This is a genomic window from Streptomyces sp. NBC_01669 (assembly GCF_026339735.1).
GTDB classification, from domain to species: domain Bacteria; phylum Actinomycetota; class Actinomycetes; order Streptomycetales; family Streptomycetaceae; genus Streptomyces; species Streptomyces yanii.
The window spans coordinates 7,528,768-7,549,338 of record NZ_JAPEQG010000001.1; the positions used below are offsets into that span (position 1 = coordinate 7,528,768).

Sequence of the window (20,571 nt, forward strand, 5' to 3'; positions counted from 1 at the left end):
GGATCAGAACCTTCCGTCACGGACCTGGAACTTGGTGGGCTTGCCGGACAGCGGCAGCCCGCGGCGCAGCCAGTCGGCCTGCCACTCGACGAGCGTGCGCAGGGTGACGTCCGGGTAGCCGAAGAGAGCATGACAGCGGCTGGCGTCGGAGAGCAGCGCCGTCGATGCTTCCTCGCCCTCGAACACCGGCTCCCGGCCGAACTCGGTGCCGAACCACTCGGCGATCCGGCGCACCGAGGCGGTCTCGGGGCCGGTGAGGTTGAGGGTGAACGCCTGGCCGTCGGTGGCATGCAGCAGCGAGCGCAGCGCGACCTCGTTGGCGTACCCCTGCCACACCACGTTCGCATGACCGGTCGTCACATCCACGGGCTCACCCGCCTGCACGCGGTACGCGATGTCGGCGAGAACGCCGTAGCGCAGGTCCACCGCGTAGTTGAGGCGGATGATGGCGACCGACGTGCCGCGGGTCAGCGCGGCGTGGTCGAAGATCCGCTCACGGCCCAGGCAGGACATGGCGTACTCGCCGACCGGCCCGACCGGGTCGGTCTCGGTGCAGCCGCCGGAGGAGACGGGCACCAGCGGGTACACATTGCCGGTGGAGAAAGCCGCGATCCGCGACCCGGACCAGCGGCGCGCCACCCGGTCCGGCATGGCGGCGTTCACTGCCCAGGCGTGCGAAGGCGCCCCGGCCGAGCCGAACTTGGCGCCGACCATGAAGACGACGTTCCCGGCGTCGGGCAGCTCCGCCAGATCGGCGGCCGGGTCCATCAGATCGAAGGCGACGGTACGAACCCCTGCTCCCTCGAGTTCCTCGGCGGCGGACGTGTCCGACCAGCGGGACACGGCGTACACCGTGGTGTCCGTACGTCCGGCGGCGTCCAGCGCACGCCGGGCCAGCCGGCACAGGCTGGGGCCCATCTTGCCGCCCGCGCCGAGGACCAGCAGATCGCCTTCGAGGCGGCCGAGGTCGGCGACGAGCGCGGGGGAGGGGGTGGCGAGCCGCTCTTCGAGAGCGGCCTCATCGGTGAACATGCCTGGCTATCCCTTGATTCCGGACGCGGTGACGCCCTCGGTGAAGTAGCGCTGGCCCACCATGTACGCGGCGAAGATGGGCACGAACGCGATGACGGAGCCGGAGAGCACCACATTGAGCGGCACGTTCTGCTGCTGGAGCGAGGCGATGCCGACGGTGAGGGTGCGCATATCGGTGGACTGGCCGATGACGAGCGGCCAGAGGAAGTCGTTCCAGTGCCACAGGAAGACGAACACGCCGAGCGTGGCGAGGATCGGCTTCAGCAGCGGCAGCACGATCCGGTGGAAGATCTGCCACTCGTTGCAGCCGTCGAGGCGGGCCGCCTCGAAGAGTTCGTCGGGCAGTCCCTGGATGAACTGCCGCATGAGGAAGACCGCCTGGGCGTTGGCCAGGGTCGGCACGATCAGACCCCAGTACGTGTCGACTCCGCCGAGCTTCGCGATCATCGCGAAGGTCGGGATCATCGTGACGTGGTAGGGGACCATCACCATCGACAGGAACGACCAGAACATGGTCTCCCGGCCGGGGAACCGCTTCTTGGCGAAGGCGTACCCGGCGAGCGAGGCGAGCAGCAGCACGCCGACGACCGAGACGACGGAGTAGACCAGGGTGTTGACCAGCCAGCGCGGCACGTCCTGGGCGTTCATGACGGTGTCGTACGCCTCGCCGGTCAGCGGCCAGGGCAGCAGGCTGCCGGGGAACTCGACCGCCGCGGACGGCTTCAGGGAGAGCACGACCATCGCGTAGAAGGGGAAGATCGTCACGATCGCGGCCGCCGTCAGCAGCACGCCGCGGGCGATCCGGCCTGCCGGGGTGGCGCGCATGCCGTGCGGGACGGTGTCCTGCTCGGACAGTTTGCGCAGCTTGCGTTCGGCCCGGCGGGCGGCCCGGTCGGTTCCGGCGGGCGCCTGGGGTGCGGGCGCCTTCTTCTCGGTCTCCACGGGTGTTGCGGTCATGGTCACTGGTCCTTCCCGATCACGAGCCGCTGGATCACGGCGACCACCACCGTCAGCACGAACAGTGCGACGCCGATGGCGGAGGCGTAACCCAGGTCGAAGTACTTGAAGCCCGCGTCGTAGAGCTGGAAGACGAGCGTGTAGCTGGCGTTGGCGGGCCCGCCGCCCGTCATGGTGTAGACGGCGTCGAAGACCTGGAACGAGGCCGTCGTCTCGATCACGGCGAGGAAGAACAGAGCGGGCTTGAGCTGCGGCAGCACGATGTACCGGAAGCGCTGCCAGGGGCCCGCGCCGTCGGTGAGCGCGGCTTCCTCCAGTTCCCGGGGGATGTCCTGCATCCGGGCGAGGAGGATCAGCATCCCGTAACCGAAGCGGGACCAGACGCCGACGATCGCGAGCGCGGGCAGGACGAGGACGTCGTCGGAGAGCCAGGAGCCCTCGGACATCCCGAACCAGCCCATCAGGGTCGACCACGGGCCGCCGGTCGAGAAGATCCAGACGAAGACGGTCGCGGCCAGCACCAGCGAGGTGACGACCGGCAGGAAGAACACCGAACGGAAGAACCTGGCGCCGCGGAACGCACGGCGGGTGATCAGCGCCAGGGACACGGACGCGATGAGCGTGCCGGGCACGGCGAGGACGGTGTAGAGGACGGTGACCTTCAGCGCCTGCCAGAACAGCGGGTCGTCCCAGAGGCGGGTGAAGTTGTCGAGGCCGATGAAGCTGCCGCCGCCGGTCAGGGAGTAGTCGGTGAAGCTCATCAGCACACCGGCCACGCCGGGACCGAACCGGAAGGCGAGGAACAGCAGGAAACACGGAAGGACGAAGAGCAGGCCGATCCGGGCCTCGCGGCGCGCCTGCGGCCCGCTGCGACGGCCCCGGCGGGTGGGTTCCGCGACGACTGCCACGGGGATCTCCTTGCGGGACGAGGGAATTGCGGTGGGTGCGAGGCCCCTGCGGGGGCTGCGCGGGTGTTCCGCGCGGGGTGGCGCGGAACCGTACCGGTGGTGCGGGGTGTACGCCCGGGTCCCGGGCGGGGGTCCGGCTGAGTGTGGTGCCGGGTGCTGTACGGGGTGCCGGGTGAGCTCTGCGGGCCCGCGCCGGCGGCGCGGGGGTGTCCGCCGGGGGTCCGGGTTCGTGACTCCGGACTCCCGGCGGGGCTTCGGTGCGGAGCGCGCCGCGCCCCGTGGTGACGGGCGGGCGCCGGTCGGCCCCTGCCCGTCACGGCTCAGCGGCCGAGCATTCCCTGCGCCGCCTTCTGCGCCGCGTTCAGCGCCTCCTGCGGGCTCTTCTTGCCCAGCAGCGCCGCCTGGATCTCCGGCGCGAGCACGCCCTGGACCTCGCGGGCCTTGTCGTGCAGCGGACCCACGGTCATGCTCGGCAGAGTCGCGCCGACCGCCGTCTGGAGCGCGTCGTCCGGGTACAGGTCGCCGCCGGACTTACGGGCCGGGAAGTAGCCCGCGGTCTTCTGCAGACCGGCCGCGTTCTGCGACTCGGCGACGAAGTTCAGCCAGTCGCCGGTGTTCTTCTTGTCGGCGCCCTTCAGCATGGACAGTGCGCCCACGGTGCCGTAACCGATCGACTCGGCCTCCTTCAGCGGCGGCTGGACGACGATGTTCTCCTTGCCCCAGAACGGCTCTACGTCCGCCGGGGTGTTCTGCCAGGTGCACGCCACCTTGCCCTTGGCGACCGGTGTCTGCTCCAGCTTCGGCGTGGTCGTGACCAGGTCCTTGTCGGTGTAGCCGCCGTCGACGAGCTTCTTCAGGTACGTCAGGGCCTTGACCCCGGCGGCGTCGTTGAAGGTGACCGTCCCGCCGTCCTCGGAGAAGACGTCGCCGCCCGCCTGCCACAGCAGCGGGTAGAACGTCATGTTCAGCGTCTGCTGGGTGTCGCCGCTGTAGCTGGTGGCGTAGTAGCCCTTCTTCTTGAGCTTCGGCGCCAGCGCCTCCAGCTCCGCCCAGCTCGTCGGGTAGGTCTTCTCGCCGATCGCGGCGAACACCCGCTTGTCGCAGATCAGCGGGTTGGCGCTGGTCAGGATCGGGCTGGCGAGCGCCTTGCCGTCGACCGTGACGGACTTCAGCGCGAAGTCCGTGTAGTCCGACTTGGCGTCGGCCGGCATGTAGTCGTCGGCCGGGACGATGCTCTTGGCGTACTTCGGCAGCTGGTCCGGGATCAGGTAGACCGCGTCCGGGCCCTTGCCGGAGGCGATCGCCGTGGCCAGCGCGGTGTCGCGGTTGGCCCACGGGAAGGTCTCCACCTTCACCGTGACGCCGGAGTGCTTCTTCTCGAACGCCTTGACCAGGCCGTCCCAGTACGCCTTGTTCTTGGCCTCGTCGAAGATGACCGGGTAGGTCCACATGGTGACGGTGTTGTCGTCGCTGCCGCTGCCGGAACAGCCGGCCAGCACACCGGCGGCGAGCGCGGTGGCCAGGACGGGGGCGGCCACGGCACGGACTCTGGAACGGCGGGTGAGGAGACGGGACATGAGGTGGTCCTCCGAGGACGTGAGGGTGGGGCGGGGGTGAGGGGGTGTCACTTGACCGGCACCGACTGGACGGTGCCGGTGTGCCGGGCGCGCTCGGCGGCGAACGCCGCGAGATGGCTGCCGAGCGACGTGGCGGGACCGGAGCGGACGGCCCCGGCATCACCGGTGGCCACGGCGGTGACGAACGCCTCGACCAGCGCGGCGTCTCCACCCCCGTGCCCATCGGCGGCGTTCGAACCGGATACGCCGAGTTCGTGGACAGTCGTTTCGCCGGTACGGAAGTCCTGCACGGTGACGCGTTCGCCATCACCGCGCAGCCAGCCGTGCGAGCCGAAGATGCGGGTCTGCCGATGGGTCTGCTCGGTGAACGCCACCATCTGGAAGGTGGCGGTCACCCCGCCCGACAGCTGCATGGCGAGCACCTGGTGGTCGACCACGTCGTTGTCGCTGCGGTACGCGCAGACGCCGTACGGACCCTCGCGCAGCGCCTGCACCAGCCCGGCCTCGTCGGTCGCCTCGGTGACATGGGTGACCGGCCAGACCGCGCCCTTCTCGCGCAGCGTCGGCATGTACAGCTTCAGCGCGCTGTACGGGCAGGCGGACTCCACCGCGCAGTCGAGACAGCGGTCGGCGGACCCGGCCGGGGCGTTCTCCGGCCGGAAGTGCTTCAGTCCACCGAAGCCGGTGACCTGCTCGATCCGGCCGCCCATGATGTACGTGATCCAGTCCAGGTCGTGGCACGACTTGGCGAGCAGCATCGGCGACGAGTCCTTCTCGCTGCGCCAGGGACCGCGTACGTAACTGTGGGCGTAGTGCCACCAGCCGACCGGTTCCAGATGGTCGAGGGAGACCAGCTGCCCGAGCACGCCGGAGTCCACGACCTCCTTCACCAGGTCGGTGTAGGGCGTGTAGCGCATGACGTGGCAGACCGCGAAGAGCACCCCGGCCCGCTCGACGCCCTCGACGATCTTCCGGGTCTCGTCCTCGGTCGGGGCGAGCGGCTTCTCGGCGAGGATCGCGTAACCGGCCTCGGCGAGGGCCAGCACCGGCTCCACATGGAAGCGGTCCTGGGTGGCGACGATGACGGCGTCCGCGATGCGGTTCTCGACGAGCGGCCGCCAGTCGTCGAACTCCACGGGCGCGCCCGCCGCGGCACGTGCCGTGGGGCGCGGGTCGGCGACTGCGACGAGTTCGGCGCGGTCGGGGTGCGCCTTGATCCACTCGGCGTACGTCAGACCGCGGTTGCCGGCGCCGACGAGCGCGACCCGGACGGGCCGGCCGGTGATCGGGGGATGCGTGGACACGGGGGTTCCCTGGGACTCAGTGGGTGGGTTCGGTGGTGCGGTCAGAACCGCAGCGTGGCCGCGGCGTGGGCGACGCGGCCGCCCTCGTCCGGCAGCGCGGTGCGCTCGGTGCCGTCCTCGACGCAGCCGGTGTGCAGCAGATGGCTTCCGGAGCCGACGAAGGCCGCGGGCCGCAGTTCGAGCCGGCCGCCCGTGAAGGTGGAGCCGGTCGCCCGGTAGCGGTTGGGGCCCTCGGTGACCAGCACATGGGCGGTGTCCCTGGGTGCCGTCGAGTCGAGACCGGACAGCTGCCAGTCGACGGTGCGGCCGCTGCCGGTACGGGACAGCAGCGCGCCGTCCTTGTTGGTTCCGTTGATCCGGGCGCCGTCGATCCGCAGCCGCTGGTCCTTGGCCGAGGTCAACTTCAGCCCGGTGTTGCGGAGTTCGCCGCCGGTCACGGTGATGTCGGTGTGCGCGAGCGAGACGGGCGCGGTGTCCTTGGAGCCGGTGAGGGTGCACTGGTCGAGGACGAGCGGCCCGGCGCCGTTGAACACCGCACCGTCGACGCCGTTCAGCGTCGTCCGTGCGAGGGTGACCGGGGCGGCCACATTGGCCTGGGTGACCTCGGCGCCCGCCGCGAACGTGAACGCCGAGTCGGCGATCACATTGGGCCGGGCGGAGAGCGTGGACGCCTGGGAGATGATCAGCGGCCCGCTCGCCGTGCACCCGCGCAGCTGCACACCGTCGGCGTTGACCCAGAGCATTCCGGAGCCGGAGAGCGACTTCTTGCCGATGACCAGAACGTCTTCGAGCGTCAGATCGGTGATCTTCACCCGGGCGACGAACCAGGAACAGGCATGGCGGCGTACGGTGATCCGCTTGGCCCGGCCGCCCCAGGCGGCGCCCGAGTTGGCGAACGTCATCAGACCGGAATTACCCGTGTAGACGAGGTCGTGCTCGAACTGGCCGTGCGTCACGAACGGTCCCTCGTCGTCGCCGTCGCCGTGGCAGTTGGTGACGTAGCAGTAGGCGGAGGCCGTGAAGTCGTTCAGGTGGCGGGCGTTGGAGGTGTGACAGTCCTCGACATGCCCGTACAGGCAGTAGATCTGCTGGGTCAGATAGCCCGCGCCGCCGTAGGTGACGGACTTCGGGTTGGTCAGCGAGCACTGCTCGGTGCGGTAGTACGTGCACCAGCGGCGCATCACCACCGGCCAGAACGTGCCGACGGCCTCGATTCCGGAAACGTCGCACCGCACCGCGTACTCGTAGGCGACCGGGTGCGAGCCGGTCATCTCGTCCTCGCCCCAGCCCTCGAAGACGAGGTTGCGGACATGGGCGCGGTCGACAGGCTCGATCCGGGTCCAGGTGAGCGTCCGGCCGGCTGCCAGGTCCCAGCCGATCTGGTAGTTGACCCGGATGTGCGTCGCGTCGACGACATCGGTGACCTGGACGAGGCGCTGGATCTCCTTCTCGTACTTCCCCGACAGGGCGTTGATCTCCACGGCCCACCACTGGCCGACGGAGAACTTCCCGGAGTCGCCGACCTCGAAGAGATCGGAGAGGTCCGGCATCGCCGCACCCAGGGTGTGGGTGTGCACGGTGTCGGTGACGGTGCCGCGGAAGGAGAGGACGGCTCCGAAGGGGTTGTCGTGGGTGTTCTTCTCGATGCCGTCGGTGACCATGCGGTGGCCGCCGAAGTCGAGTTCTATGTGGGAACGGTTCCAGAGGTGGCGCTCGGTGAAGTGCAGGTCGGTGTGGGCCTCGATGCGGTGGACCGAGGTGTCGGCGATCATCGCGTCGAGGGCGGCGTCGGCCGGTTCCTCGGTGTCGAAGTGTCCGAAGGTACGGAAGTCGACGGTCCCGTTGTGGAGCTGGACCCAGCGGCCGGGTCTACCGTCGGCGGGTGCGATCACGGTGCCGCCGTTGTGGGCCGTGTCGGACTTCTTGTCCCAGCGCACGGCCATCGCGCCGCCGTCGCCCGGGGCGTGGTAGCCGGCGACCAGGACCTGGGCGCCGTCGTCGAGCGGTGTTGTGTTCAGCGCGCGCAGCTCGTCGACCGTGTCGACACGCTGCACATCGCCGACGTGCGCCGGTGCGGCCTGCGCCGAGCCGGTGGCCACGGCCGAACCGGCCATGACCAGACCGGCAAGCCCCGATGCCCGCAGCAGCGTGCGGCGGGACTGGGCAGGGGTGTGGTGGTGCGGAACGCTCATGCGGACTTCGCCTTCCGAGAAGTGCCGAAAATGAGGGAGCGTTCCTGCGGTGGACTGCCATGAGGCGGATGGCTGAAAAAGGTCCGGCCATCAGCTGTTCACAACGCGATGGGCAGGCGTCGGAAGCGGACCGGAGGGGGTAAATCGCCGATGTCGTCTGAATGTCATCGGGGTTGGCAGGGAACCTACGGCCGATGGAGCCGATCGGTCAAGACCTGATTCCGTCGGAATGCTCGGGGTCCGTCGAGCTGTCCGCGTCGGCGACCCAGCCCAGCGAGACGCTGATCCGCCGCGCCGCGTCCCGGACCTGACCGCCCAGTTCCTGGTAGCGCCAGGCCGGCAGGCCGAGCTTGAGCCCGGTGATGCTGATGGCCCCCGCGCAGACCGAACGGTCGTCGAAGACCGGCGCGCCGATGCAGATGATGCCCTCGGCGTCCTCCTCGTCGTCCAGGGCGTAGCCGACCCGGGCGATGTCGCGCAGATGTGACAGGAAGGTGGCCGGGTCGGTGATGGTGCGGGAGGTGCGCCGGGGCAGTCCGAACCGCTCGATCACCGCGGCGGCCTCGCCCTCCGGCACCGCCGAGAGCAGCGCCTTGCCCAGGCCCGTGCAGTGCGGCAGCTCGCGCTGCCCCATCCGCAGATCGAGCCGGACACGCTGATCGAGCTCGACCTGGTCCACGACGACCGCATGTCCGTCCTCGGGCACGGCGAGCCGGGAGGCCATGCCGGTGGTCCTGGTCAGTTCCGTGAGTACGGGGTGGGCGACCCCGCGCAGGGACACCTGGGACCGTGCGCGGTCGCCGAGCCTGGCCAGGCTCATGCCGAGCCGGTAGCGGCGGTTCATGCCTTCGCCGTCGTCCGAGACGAGGCCGTACGCACGCAGGGTCTGGAGCATGCCGAAGGCGGCGCTCTTGGAGATGGAGCAGGCCTGGCCGACCTCCGTGACGCTCAGGCCGTTCCCCTGCGCGGGGGCGGCCAGCGCTTCGAGGATGTCCGCTGCCCTGGCCACGCTCTTGACCCAGTACTTCGGTTCTTCTGGGGCGGCACTGTTCGTCATAGCAGAACAGCCTAGTCCCTCACGCGGGTTGAGTGGACCCTTCTGTGAGGTGAACCCGCCTGGAATGGGCCTTTCCGAGCCGGAAAGGGGTTGACCGGCATCGGGGCCGGACGTAATATCCAGGCACTGTTCTGCTCTACAGAACAGTGTTCGGAAAAATCGAAACACCCAAGAAACACGCACCACGGACCACCACTTCCTGCGGCGACTGCCGGGCGGATGGCGCCAGGGAATCGCAGGCCGGGCAGGGCCTGCGAAAACCGACGACTCTCGACGCAAGGAGCAAGCGATATGAGTTCAGGCCCGGTAGGCAATGAATCCGGAGCCCGACTCGCCGAGCGCGCCCGCCAGGTCGTACCCGGTGGCGTGAACAGCGGTCAGCGCAGTGTTCCCGGACTGACCGACCTGGTCGTCACCGGGACCGACGGCGCACGGTTCCGTACCGCCGACGGACGCGAGTACACCGACTTCCACTCGGCGTTCGGCCCGCCGCTGCTCGGCCACAACGATCCCGACGTGGCCCGCGCCACCGCAGAGGCCGGCGCCACGCTCGGCCACATGGGTGTCGGCGTCACCGAAGGCGAGATCCTCCTCGCCGAACAGCTCACCGAGCTGATCCCGTCGATCGAGAAGGTCCTCCTCACCAGCACCGGCAGCGAGGCCACGTTCCACGCGCTGCGCGTCTCCCGCGCCGCCACCGGCCGCCGCCTCGTCGTCAAGTTCCAGGGCTGCTACCACGGCTGGCACGACTCGGTCAGCCTCAACGTCATCTCCGCCCCTTCGATGGTCGGCGGCCACGACCCGATCTCCACCGGCATCCTCCCCGAGGTCCTCGAGGCCACCCTCGTCCTGCCGTTCAACGACAGCGACGCCGTCCGCCGCACCTTCGCCGAGCACGGCTCCGACATCGCCGCCGTCATCGTCGAACCCGTCCCGCACAACGTCGGCGCGCTCCTGCCGTTCCAGGAATTCCTCACCACCCTGCGCGAGGAGACCACGAAAGCCGGCAGCGTCCTGATCTTCGACGAGGTCATCACCGGCTTCCGCCACGACCTCGGCGGCTGGCAGAAGATCTCCGGCATCACCCCGGACCTCACCACGCTCGGCAAGGCCATCGCCAACGGCGCCCCCGTCGGCGCGATCGGCGGCCGCGCCGACCTGATGGACCTCTTCTCCACCCGCCCCGGCGCCCCCGCCTTCTTCGCCGGCACGTACAACGGACACCCGTCCGTCGTCGCCGCCGCCCTCGCCACCCTGCGCAAACTCCGCGAGGAGCCGGTCCACGAGCACGTCTTCCGGCTCGGTGACCGCGTCCGCACCGAGCTGACCGGACTGTACGAGCGCCTCGGGGTCCCGGCCGTCGTCACCGGCTACGGCTCCGTCTTCGTCAGCTACTTCATGCCGGGCGAGACCCCCCGTACCTACGCCGACCTGCTCGACAACGACGCCTCACTGTTCGTCGGCTACCGCCGGAGGCTCCTCGACCACGGCCTGTTCGAGCTGCCGCTCAACCTCAAGCGCAGCCACATCAGCTACGCCCACACCGACGCAGACGTCGACCGCCTCATCGAGGGCACCGAGGCCGCCGTCAAGGCCGTCCTCGCCGAGGGCGGCGCCCGCGACCTCGAGAACACCTCCACCATGGGCGGAGCCCGCTGATGCTTACCGTGAACCGCACCCGCCCGGCCGGCCCCGCCGGACGGATCACCCGGGTCGAGACCCTGATGCTGGGCACCTCCTGGCGCGACTTCGGCTACGTCCGGGTCCACACCGACGAGGGCCTCTCCGGCATCGGCGAGATCACCCACCCCTACCGGGTCGGTGAGGTCTGCGCCCTCACCGAGGCCCTCGCCCGGCGGCACCTCATCGGCGCCGACCCGTTCGACATCGAGGAGCTGTGGCTCCGCGTCTACCAGGGCGACTTCCTGCGCGGCGGCGACATGGGCGGCATCGCCCTGTCCGGCCTCGACCAGGCGATGTACGACCTGATGGGCAAGGCGCTCGGCGTGCCCGCGTACCGCCTGACCGGAGGCGCCTGCCGCGACACCGTACGCGTCTACGCCAACGGTTGGTACACCGGCGAGCGCGAGCCCGAGACCTTCGCGGCCAAGGCGAAGGAGACCGTGGCGAAGGGCTTCACCGCCCTGAAGTTCGATCCGTTCGGTCCCGGACTCCATGAGCTGGAGCGTGCCGAGCTGCGCCGCTCCATCGACCTCGTCGCCGCGGTCCGCGAGGCCGTCGGACCGGATGTCGACCTGTTCATCGAGGGCCATGCCCGGTTCGCCATGCCGACCGCCGCCCGGCTGGTCCGCGAGCTGGAGCCGTTCGACATCGGCTGGTTCGAGGAGCCGATGCCCTGGACCCACATCGAGCGGTACGCGGAACTGCGGCAGCGCGCCGCCTTCCCGATCTCCGGCGGCGAGCACTTCCACAACCGCTACGAGTACAAGCAGCTCTTCGCGACGAACGCCGTCGACATCATTCAGCCCGACCTCTCCATGGCCGGCGGCTTCACCGAGGTACGGAAGCTCGCCGCGATCGCCGATACCCACGGCATGCTCGTCGCCCCGCACAACTCCAACTCGCCGCTCTGCACCACGGTCTCGGTGCACGCGACTCTCGGAATCCCCAACCTCAAGATCCTCGAAACCTTCGACGGGCTCCTGGAGCCGTACGTCTTCGACGCACTCAAGGGCACGCTCCCGATCGTCGACGGCCGCATCGGCCTGCCGACCGCTCCCGGGATCGGCGTCGAACTCGTCGACGAGGTCTTCGAGGAACACCCACCCAGCCACCGCTTCTGGAACATGTTCGCGGACGGCTGGGAGAAGCGGAACCGGACATGATCGTCGACGTCCACTCCCATCTCTTCCGGCACAGCCACGACTTCACCGACCCTTTCAAGTCCGACTCGGCCCGCGCCCACGCGGGGGAGGTCGACCTGACGGTGAAGTGGGAGGAGTACGCCGCCACCGCACCGGAGGGCACCCGTACGATCGTCGTCGGCGGCAAGGCCCGCCGCAGCGGACTCTGGGTCGACGACGCCGCCGTGGCCTCGTACGCGGGAGCACACCCCGACCGGCTGATCGGCTACCTCTCGCTCGACCCCACCCAGCCCGGCTGGCAGGACGAACTCCGCTACGGCCATCAGGAGCTCGGCCTGCGCGGCATCAAACTGATGCCGATGTACGCGGGCTTCGACCCTGCGGCAGAGGAGTACGACGAGCTGTACGGGTACGCCGAACGGCACGGCCTGCCGCTCCTCGTCCACACCGGCACCACGTTCGTCTCGAACGCCCCGCTGGAATGGGCGATGCCCCGCCACCTGGACGCGGTCGCCATCCGCCACCCGGAACTACGGATGGTCCTCGCCCACCTCGGCCACCCGTTCGAGGGCGAGTGCATCGCCGTCATCCGCAAGCACCCCCATGTGTACGCGGACATCAGCGCCCTGCACTACCGGCCCTTCCAGCTCTGGCACAGCCTCCGGCTGGTCCAGGACTACGGGGTCTTCGACAAGCTGATGTTCGGCAGCGACTACCCGTTCACGACGGTCGACGACTCGGTGAAGGGGCTGCGGGAGATCGCCCGCATCCCCGGCATCCCCGGACTGCCGCCGCTCGACGCGGACGCGGTGGAAGAGATCATTCACCGGCCGTCGCTGGACCTGCTGGGACTGAACGGCTGATCCCGCAGCCCCCACGATCCACCGGGACCGAACGGCACCACCCGCCGTTCCCATGATCCTGCCGGTACGACACCGGGGTCTTCCCCCATTCCCCGGCCGTCGTCCGGCAGCCGGGCCGCCGCGCAATTCACCCCCTGGTGCGGTGCGGCGGCCCACCTCCCCGTACCACCCCGCCAGGAGGAATCCCGCCATGACCGCAGCCGTCCCGCCCAGCGGTACCGACCGCTTCGACCTCACCGGCCGCACCGCGGTCGTCACCGGAGCCGCCCGCGGCCTGGGCCGGTCCTTCGCCGTCGGGCTCGCCGAGGCGGGCGCCGATGTGGTCCTCGTCGACCTGCCCGGCGCCGACGGTGTCGCGGAGACGGCCGCGGCCGTCGAAGCGCTCGGGCGGAGGTCCTGGACCTATGGGCAGGACCTTGCCGACATCGAGGCCCTGGCCGGCTTCGTCGATGCCGTACGTGCCGAGACCGGACCGCTGCACATCCTGGTCAACAACGCGGGCACGGCGGCGCTGGAGCGCTTCAACGAGATCACCCCCGCGAGCTGGTCGCACATCATGCGGGTCAACGTCGACGCGGTCTTCTTCCTCAGCCAGCGCATCGCCGAACACATGACGGCTGACGGTGTCGCGGGCCGCATCATCACCATCACGTCGAAGAACGCCCTGGTGGCGGAGGCGGGCCTGGCCCACTACAACGCCTCCAAGGCCGCCGCCCAACTGCTCACCGAGACCCTGGCGGTCGAGCTCGCCCCGCACGGCATCACCGCCAACACCCTGGCCCCCGGCATGGTCGAGACGCCCATCGACGGGGAGTTCCCGTTCGACCGGGAGGCGTTCGAGTCCGCGTACCGCGAGCGGATCCCGCTCGGCCGCTATGCGCAGCCCGACGAGTGCGTGGGCGCGCTGCTGCTCCTCGCGTCGGATGCCGGGGCGTACCTGACCGGTGCGCGCCTGGTCGTCGACGGGGGAGTGCTGGCCGACCAGATGCCGCGCATGCGGTTCATGCCGCCGTACCGCAACACCATCTGACGCCGTCGCGCACGTGTCACGTACCCAACCGATCACGCATCACGCACGCATCGACAACGCGAGGAGCACCTCCGCCATGTCCGTCAATGCATCGTCACGCCGTAATCTGCTGAGGGCTTCGGGCCTGGCCGGTCTGGTGGTGGCCGGTTCGGCCGTGGCCACCGGTGCCGCGCAGGCGGCCCCTTCCCCCGCGTCGACCGTGTCGACGGTCGACACGGTCGACGAGCTGCGCGCGCTGAACACGACACCGCTCGACGACGGCGCCCAGGTCCTGGTCGCCGGCTACCACGCCCCGGGCGACGGCGGCGCGATGGCCGTGCGCTGGGACAAGAAGTCCGACACGGCCCACAACGGCGGCACCGTGATCGCACCCGCCGACGGTAGACCCGGCCGCTGGGTCCAGCTCCACAACGGGACCGTCGACTTCCGTACCTTCGGACACTTCGACACCGAGGAACCGGCCGACGCCGCCCTCGACGCGATGATCGCCGACACCTCGGTCCACCGCATCGAGGCCCACACCGACCTGCACTTCACCGAGCGCCACCTCTGGAACCGTTCCCACATAGAACTCGACTTCGGCGGCCACCGCATGGTCACCGACGGCATCGAGAAGAACACCCACGACAACCCCTTCGGAGCCGTCCTCTCCTTCCGCGGCACCGTCACCGACACCACGGTCAAGCACGCACTGTCCGGCAAGGTCATCGAGCTCACGGACACCTTTCCGGTCCCGGACGCCACGGCGTTCGAGGTCGGCCAGTGGTGGTCCGTGCAGGTCGACCCGGTCGCGGGCGGCGGCGGTGACGAACGCGAGCTGCAGAAGCTGGTCGAGATCACCGAGATCGTCGACGGGGGACACATCCGGATCGGCTACCTCAACGGCTGGGAACTCGCCGAGGGACGCAGGCTCACCTGGACCCGCATCGAGCCGGTCCTGAACACGCACATCCGCAATCTCGTCTTCGAGGGCGCGGGGCCCGACGAGTACACCGGCTCGCACCCGGTCAGCTTCGAGTACGCCGTCGGCTGCGACGTCTCCGGCATTCACGCCACCGGCAGCTTCTGGCCGGTCGTCATGCGCCGGTGGTGCACCCGGTTCCGTACCGAGGAGTGCTCCCTGAAGAACCCGCCCACCGTCGACTACGGTGGCGCGGGCTATCTCACCCAGCAGATCTACTGCCTCTACGGCCGGGTCGCCGACTGCACGACCAGCAATGTCCGGCATCTCAACGACCTGACCGCCTCCGCCTACTGCACCGTCGTGAACTGCCACGGTGACGGCGACGACGCGGGCGGCAACCCCTTCACCACCCACGGGCAGTACGAGCACGATCTGCTCTTCGACGGCAACTCCGGGCTGATGGACATAGCCAACTCCGGTGCTCAATGGGGTATTTCCGCCAAGCGGATCACCGTGCGCAGACACGTCTGCTCCTGGTTCACCGCCAATACCAAGATCACCGATCTGACGCTCGAAGACATCACGGTGATCGCCCGTCCGACCTTCGACCAGGCGGGCACTCTCACGGTCAACGCCGACGGTGCCCAGGTGCGTGGCTGCACCGCCAGGACCTTCGCCGTGGCCCAGCGCTCCGCCCGCTCCAGCCGGCCGACCGTCATCAGCGACTGCTCGTTCGAGCTGCCCGCGGGCGCCGTCCTCGTCCAGACCCCGGTCACTGCGCAGGTCCACTTCGTGCGCTGCACGTTCAAGGGCGTCGACGGGGCGATCCTGCGGGGCGCCGGCCCTGTCCACTTCACCGACTGCACCGTCATCGGTGCCGAGAACGCGGCCCCGCTCTCCATCGGATCGGCGGACCTCCGGATCGACGGCGGCACATACGACAACACGGGCGTCGAGCTCAGCGCCGTACGCGACCAGCGGATCACCGTCACCGGCGGGACCCGCCTCACCGGCAGCAACAAGGCGAAGGCACTCCTCGGCCGCGCCGCCGGCAACGCCACCCTGACCTGGGACATCTCCTCCCTCACCAGCGTCACCACCGACTCCGGCACCGCCCACATCCGGATCGCGGACGGCACCAACCACTACGCGGCGACCGGCAGCCGATTCACCGGCGGAACGCTCCATCTCGCCCCGGGCGCACTGGAGTCCCTGCTCCACACATCATGCGTGGAGCAGGGCACGAAGCGCACGGCCATGCCGGAGGACAGCAACTCCGTCCGCACGGAAGGCAATCTGACGCTGTGAGCGCCACTCTCCGGACCGCGACCCCGGCCGACGAGCCCGCCCTGGCCGCACTCTGGGGCGAGTGCTTCGTCGCCCCGCACCTCCCCGCTCTGTACGCCCTCGATCCGGACCGGCACCACCGCACCTTCGTGGCGGAGCAGGACGGACGGATCGACGCCGTCGTCGTCTACGTACCGAGGCAGCTCCGCGACGCGCACGGTGTACCGCAGCGGGTCGGAGGCCTCGGCAGCGTCGCCACCCGGCCCGAGGCGCGCGGCCAGGGGCTCATCCGTCGGCTGCTCGTCGAGGCGGAACGGACCATGACGGCGGAGCTGTGTGCCTGGTCGCTCCTCTTCACCGGAACGCCCGGCGTCTACCGCGGCTCGGGCTGGCAGGAGTTCCCCAGCCCCGTCACCGAGGGCACGATCACCCGGGGCGGCCCCCCGGCCGGCGGCCGGTTCCGTATCCGCACCGCCACACCCGCTGACGGCCCGGCCCTGGCCGCACTCCGGGCGGCATACGACGAGCACCGGCCGCTCAGCTCGGTGCGGACCGACGAGGAATGGGCCGTACGCATCCCCGCCTGGTACGGGCCGCTCGACCGCACCCTGGTCGCCGAGGACCCCGACTCCCACAGGATCGTCTCCATGCTCGTCACCCACCACGGCGAACAGGTCCTGGAGGTACGGGAATGCGCGGTCGACCCGCGGGCACCCCAGGCCCTGGGCGACCTGCTGGCGGCGGCCGCCGCGCGCAGCCGTGACACCGGACCGACCCGCGCGCGCGTCCGGCTCCCCGACACCGCCGAGGTCCGGGCAGCCCTGCCTCGACTGCTCACCGACGCGGTGGCCGGGGAGGAGCACGTGGGCATGGCCCGACCGTTGCTGGCAGACCCGGCGGCGGTACGGGCGACGGTCACCGCGCCCGGAGCCGTCCACTGGTACGGCGACAGTTTCTGAGGACCCGGTGGGGCGCGGTCAGCGGCAAGGAGTGAGCAGACAGCGCCCCACCAGACCGGCCCCGGCGTCCAGACGCTGCCGGAACTCCTCGGCGAGGAGCGGGAGATCACGCAGCCGCCACAGCACCCGGGCCGCAGACCACGCTGCCTCACGGGCCCGCTCCAGGCTCCACGACCCCAGCAGATGGGTGAGCGGATCCGCGACCTCCAGCAGATCGGGCCCCGGCATCAGATCCTCCCGGATCTGCTCCTCCAGCATCACGAGGAGATCGCCCACCTGGTCGAACTCGTCCTCCAGCTCCGGCGGAGTGCAGCGCAGCGCCTGGCAGGTGTCCACGACCGCGAGTGCCAGGTCGTGGCCGATGTGTGCGTTGATGCCCGCCAGTGCGAACTGCAGCGGCCGTACGCCGGGATGGCGCCGGTACTGGAACAGCGGGCGCCAGCAGTCGGGCGGCCGCCGCCAGGCCGTCGCCGCGTCGACCGCCGTCAGATAGCGCTCCGCGAACCGCACATCCAGGGCGGCGGCGGCCGCCCGGTCCGGGAACGCGCCACCGGCGATCCGCCGGTCGACGGTCTCGGTGACCGTCAGATAGACCCGGTTGAAGACCGCCACCCCGTCCACCGGCGGCCAGGAGGACTGAAAGTCACGCATCCGCCTGATCACCGAGGTGACATCGGGCGGCGCGGTGACGGGACCGGCCCGGTCCGTGAACTGCTCCATCTGCTTGAACTGCGCCATGGGGGCAGCGTCCCAGCCGCGGGCCCGTCCTGGCGCCGACCGGCCGCGGGTTCATCGGAACGGGGGAACGACGGCAGAGCCATCGGTGACCCGGAGGCAGGCCCGGCGACGCTCCGGACGGGTCGGCGCGGCGGTTCGTGGTCAGGCGGAGGGCACGGGGTCGCCGAGTCCCTGCGCGAGCCTGCGCAGATGGGGGCCGTACTCCGGGTCGGCGAGCGCCGCGGCGAACTGGGCGGTGAGATAGGCCAGCGGATTGCCGGTGTCGTACCACTGGCCCTCGATGACCTGCCCGTACACGGCGCGGCTGCCTGCGTAGACGTTGATGGCGTCGGTCAGGTAGACCTCACCCGTGCGGTGCTGGTACCAGCGTTCCGTCTGCCGGCGCAGCTCGTCGATGATGCCGGGAGTCACCACGTATCCACCGATGGCCGCGTACGCCGACGGGGCGTCCTGCGGCTGAGGCTTCTCGACGAGGCCGGTGATGCGCAGGAGCCCGTCGTTCAGGTCCTCCTTGACGACGGGCACGCCGTAACGGTGCGAGTCGGCGGGGCTCATCGGCATGAGGGCGAGTACGGGGCAACTCGTCGCCTCGTACGCCCTGATCAGCTGCTGCGCACGCGGAGTCCCGGCGACGAAGACGTCATCGGGCCACAGGACCAGCATCGGCTCGTCGCCGAAGTTCCGCGCCGCGTTGAGGACAGGGGTTCCGTTGCCGTACGGGCCGTGCTGGTCGAGGTAGGTGATGTGCCCGAGCCTGGACAGTTCACCGACTTCCTCCACGGCATCCGCGTATGCGGTCTTGCCGTCCGCGCGGAGCTGGGCGACGAGAGCCGGGTTGGGCCGGAAATGGTCCTGGATCAGCCCTTTGCCGCCCGAGATGACGATGGTGATGTCCGTGATGCCCGAGGCCACGAGTTCTCGCACGGTGTGCTCGATCACCGGCTTGTCACCGACCGGGAGCATCTCCTTCGGCGTCGCCTTGGTGAGCGGGAGGAGACGTGAGCCGAGGCCCGCGGCGGGGATGACTGCCCTCCGGATCGTGGCGGACATGAGTTCCTTTCGGCAGCCCGGTGCGGCACCCCACTCGGTACCACGGCCGACGACGCTATCAGCTGGTCCGAGCGACCTGTGCGTCCACGATGTGCCGTGGACCTGCGTTTCCCTGATGGCCGGCCGGCCCATGCCCCGGCGCGGCCGCCCCGGTGGCGCAGCGTCGACTCGGGGTCCGTTCGCCCCGTTCGGGCCGGCGGCGCCATATCGGGGGCCGACCGCGGCCCGACCGGACAGGGCCTAAGAGCCTGTCGGGTGACCTCTGATCGGGCGGCCACGCCCTGGCACGCGCGCTTCCCGCGTTGCCGAAATATCCTCGTAGCTCCTTCCCCAAGCTCTCAGCTTCGTTCGAGCAGGGGAGACCCCATCCGAGGACATCCCGCCGCCTTGGAATCGCACGCACCAGACCGCGTCCGCTATCCGATTGAAGGTCACCCGACAGGCTCTAAGCTTGATCTTTAACCTCGCTGCTGTTTCAGGCGGACGTGTTCGGTGAGGGTTTCGGCTCGTTTCACGGTCTTCCCGGGTTCGTGCCGTGGGGCTGGCCTGCGGTTCTTGGAGCCGGGTGGGCGTCCGGGGCCGGGCCGGGAGGGTTTGGGCACTCCTGCGGGACGGGCGGTCTTCGCGCGGAGGTGGCGGAACCCCCGGCGGACGCGGGCGGGGGTGAGACGGCGGGGTTCGGCTGGCCGTTCCCAGGGGCGGCGGAGGTCCTCGGCGAGCGGTCGGGCGAGGCGGAGTTGGGTGTGGGCGGCGATGATCAGCCAGGTCCACAGGTCGGCGGTGTGTGGGTCGCGGACCTTGGGGACGGTCCAGCCGAGGGTCTGCTTGAACAGCCGGAAGGTGTGCTCCAGGTCGAAGCGCCGCAGGAATGCCTGCCAGCGCAGGTCGACGTCCGTGCTGGTCATCGCGGTGCGTGAGGACCACAGCCAGACCGGTTTCGGGTCGCGGTCGCCGGGCAGGTGCTCGACCTTCAGCCGGATCAACGTGCCGTGGATCAGGGGGAGTTCACCGCAGTGGTCGAGCCAGGGGCCGCGGGTGGTCAGGCGGGGATGCATCCGGTCCCAGGCGAGGGTTTCGGCCGTGCCGTAGCGGGTGGTGGTGCAGGTGGTGGCCTGGTCGGGGGTGTGCCAGGAGTCCGGCTTGGAGAAGGTGAGGACACCGCCGTGCTTGCGGGGCTGCCCGCCGCGCGGAGTGGAACGGCGCGGTCCGGCGTCACGGAGCATCACCCGGTCCGAGCGCAGCCGGCCGACCAGCTCGACGGGCAGGTCCGCCAGGACGTAGGCGAGGCGGGTGACGTCGTAGCCGGAGTCCATGACGATGAGAATGTCCTGGTCACCGGGCTTCCACTGGCCGGCTCGCAGGAGCCGGGTGAAGACGTCGCGGAGTTGGGCGGCAGTCACCGCCGTGGCGTCGTCGGCAGGGCCCAGGCGGATCGCGTCCAGCACAGCGGTCCACGATGTGCGTCCTGTTTCCAGGGCGGCGACGAAGGAGTAGGGCCAGCCGGGGATGAACTGGTCGGCGCTGCGGCCTCGCCCGTAGACATGGCAGAACAGCAGGTCCGGGCTGGTCGGGGCGTCGGGACGCAGCCAGTTGCTCACATCGACCGCGAGGACGATCCGCCCGTCGGCGGCACGCGGCAGCGGTGTGGAGGCGAGGAGCCTGCGCAGGCGGCGTGGTTCCAGCCAGCCGTGGTTGACCGCGTCGTACATCGCCCCGTGCCCGCGCCGGTGCTCGGCCGTCAGCGTCAGCTCGGCCAGCGACGTCACCGGACCGTCCGCGCACAGCACTGCGTCGGTCAGCTCGAAGAGCGCATCCGCACGGGAGTAGAGGCAGTCGTAGAACTCGACACGAAAGTGGGACAGCACGCTCAGTGCTGCGTCAGCGGGAC

At 70.0% G+C, this 20,571-nt stretch carries 16 protein-coding genes; 6 read left to right on the top strand and 10 right to left on the bottom strand.

Features of this window, described 5'->3' with window-relative positions; all coding sequences use genetic code 11:
- Nucleotides 1–3: 3 nt before the first annotated feature.
- From OG972_RS33700 to OG972_RS33730, 7 genes are all read right to left on the bottom strand, one after another.
- On the bottom strand, nt 4–1,032 hold the full coding sequence (locus OG972_RS33700) for an NAD(P)-dependent oxidoreductase (protein WP_266988011.1): 1,029 nt from the start codon (nt 1,030–1,032) through the stop codon (nt 4–6).
- A gap of 6 nt (nt 1,033–1,038) precedes the next feature.
- Entirely contained in the window at nt 1,039–1,989 is a 951-nt protein-coding gene (locus OG972_RS33705; RefSeq protein WP_266988013.1) for a carbohydrate ABC transporter permease, read from the bottom strand.
- Between the two features lie 2 nt (nt 1,990–1,991).
- A complete protein-coding gene (locus tag OG972_RS33710; protein ID WP_266988015.1) occupies nt 1,992–2,897 on the bottom strand; it encodes a carbohydrate ABC transporter permease in 906 nt (301 codons plus the stop codon).
- 320 nt (nt 2,898–3,217) lie between these two features.
- On the bottom strand, nt 3,218–4,474 hold the full coding sequence (locus OG972_RS33715; RefSeq protein ID WP_266988017.1) for an extracellular solute-binding protein: 1,257 nt from the start codon (nt 4,472–4,474) through the stop codon (nt 3,218–3,220).
- A gap of 47 nt (nt 4,475–4,521) precedes the next feature.
- A complete protein-coding gene (locus OG972_RS33720; RefSeq protein ID WP_266988019.1) occupies nt 4,522–5,778 on the bottom strand; it encodes a Gfo/Idh/MocA family protein in 1,257 nt (418 codons plus the stop codon).
- 41 nt (nt 5,779–5,819) lie between these two features.
- The gene (locus tag OG972_RS33725) at nt 5,820–7,970 is read right to left on the bottom strand and encodes a peptidase C14 (protein ID WP_266988021.1); all 2,151 of its coding nucleotides are present in this window, start codon (nt 7,968–7,970) and stop codon (nt 5,820–5,822) included.
- A gap of 208 nt (nt 7,971–8,178) precedes the next feature.
- On the bottom strand, nt 8,179–9,027 hold the full coding sequence (locus OG972_RS33730) for an IclR family transcriptional regulator (protein ID WP_266988023.1): 849 nt from the start codon (nt 9,025–9,027) through the stop codon (nt 8,179–8,181).
- 291 nt (nt 9,028–9,318) lie between these two features.
- On the opposite strand from OG972_RS33730, the gene OG972_RS33735 reads away from it, so the two are divergent.
- The 6 genes from OG972_RS33735 to OG972_RS33760 all read left to right on the top strand — a co-directional run bounded on the left by OG972_RS33735 (nt 9,319) and on the right by OG972_RS33760 (nt 16,895).
- A complete protein-coding gene (locus OG972_RS33735; RefSeq protein ID WP_266988025.1) occupies nt 9,319–10,686 on the top strand; it encodes an aspartate aminotransferase family protein in 1,368 nt (455 codons plus the stop codon).
- Nucleotides 10,686–11,873, top strand: a complete 1,188-nt coding sequence (locus OG972_RS33740; RefSeq protein WP_266988026.1) for a mandelate racemase/muconate lactonizing enzyme family protein — start codon at nt 10,686–10,688, stop codon at nt 11,871–11,873. Before OG972_RS33735 ends, OG972_RS33740 begins: the two co-directional genes overlap by 1 nt.
- The gene (locus OG972_RS33745) at nt 11,870–12,715 is read left to right on the top strand and encodes an amidohydrolase family protein (protein WP_266988028.1); all 846 of its coding nucleotides are present in this window, start codon (nt 11,870–11,872) and stop codon (nt 12,713–12,715) included. Before OG972_RS33740 ends, OG972_RS33745 begins: the two co-directional genes overlap by 4 nt.
- Nucleotides 12,716–12,905: 190 nt before the next feature.
- A complete protein-coding gene (locus OG972_RS33750) occupies nt 12,906–13,745 on the top strand; it encodes an SDR family NAD(P)-dependent oxidoreductase (protein WP_266988030.1) in 840 nt (279 codons plus the stop codon).
- A 76-nt stretch (nt 13,746–13,821) separates the two neighbouring features.
- Complete coding sequence (locus OG972_RS33755) at nt 13,822–15,957, top strand: peptidase C14 (protein WP_266988032.1); 2,136 nt, start codon at nt 13,822–13,824, stop codon at nt 15,955–15,957.
- Complete coding sequence (locus tag OG972_RS33760; RefSeq protein ID WP_266988034.1) at nt 15,954–16,895, top strand: GNAT family N-acetyltransferase; 942 nt, start codon at nt 15,954–15,956, stop codon at nt 16,893–16,895. The genes OG972_RS33755 and OG972_RS33760 overlap by 4 nt, the downstream gene beginning before the upstream one ends.
- Before the next feature lie 18 nt (nt 16,896–16,913).
- Here OG972_RS33760 and OG972_RS33765 read toward each other — a convergent pair whose 3' ends face one another.
- The 3 genes from OG972_RS33765 to OG972_RS33775 form a co-directional block, all read right to left on the bottom strand.
- Nucleotides 16,914–17,615 carry a DUF5995 family protein gene (locus OG972_RS33765; protein WP_266990877.1) on the bottom strand — a complete coding sequence of 234 codons (702 nt, stop codon included), beginning with the start codon at nt 17,613–17,615 and terminating at the stop codon, nt 16,914–16,916.
- 159 nt (nt 17,616–17,774) lie between these two features.
- Complete coding sequence (locus OG972_RS33770) at nt 17,775–18,683, bottom strand: UTP--glucose-1-phosphate uridylyltransferase (RefSeq protein ID WP_266988036.1); 909 nt, start codon at nt 18,681–18,683, stop codon at nt 17,775–17,777.
- A 458-nt stretch (nt 18,684–19,141) separates the two neighbouring features.
- The gene (locus OG972_RS33775) at nt 19,142–20,554 is read right to left on the bottom strand and encodes an NF041680 family putative transposase (protein WP_323135952.1); all 1,413 of its coding nucleotides are present in this window, start codon (nt 20,552–20,554) and stop codon (nt 19,142–19,144) included.
- Nucleotides 20,555–20,571: the final 17 nt, after the last annotated feature.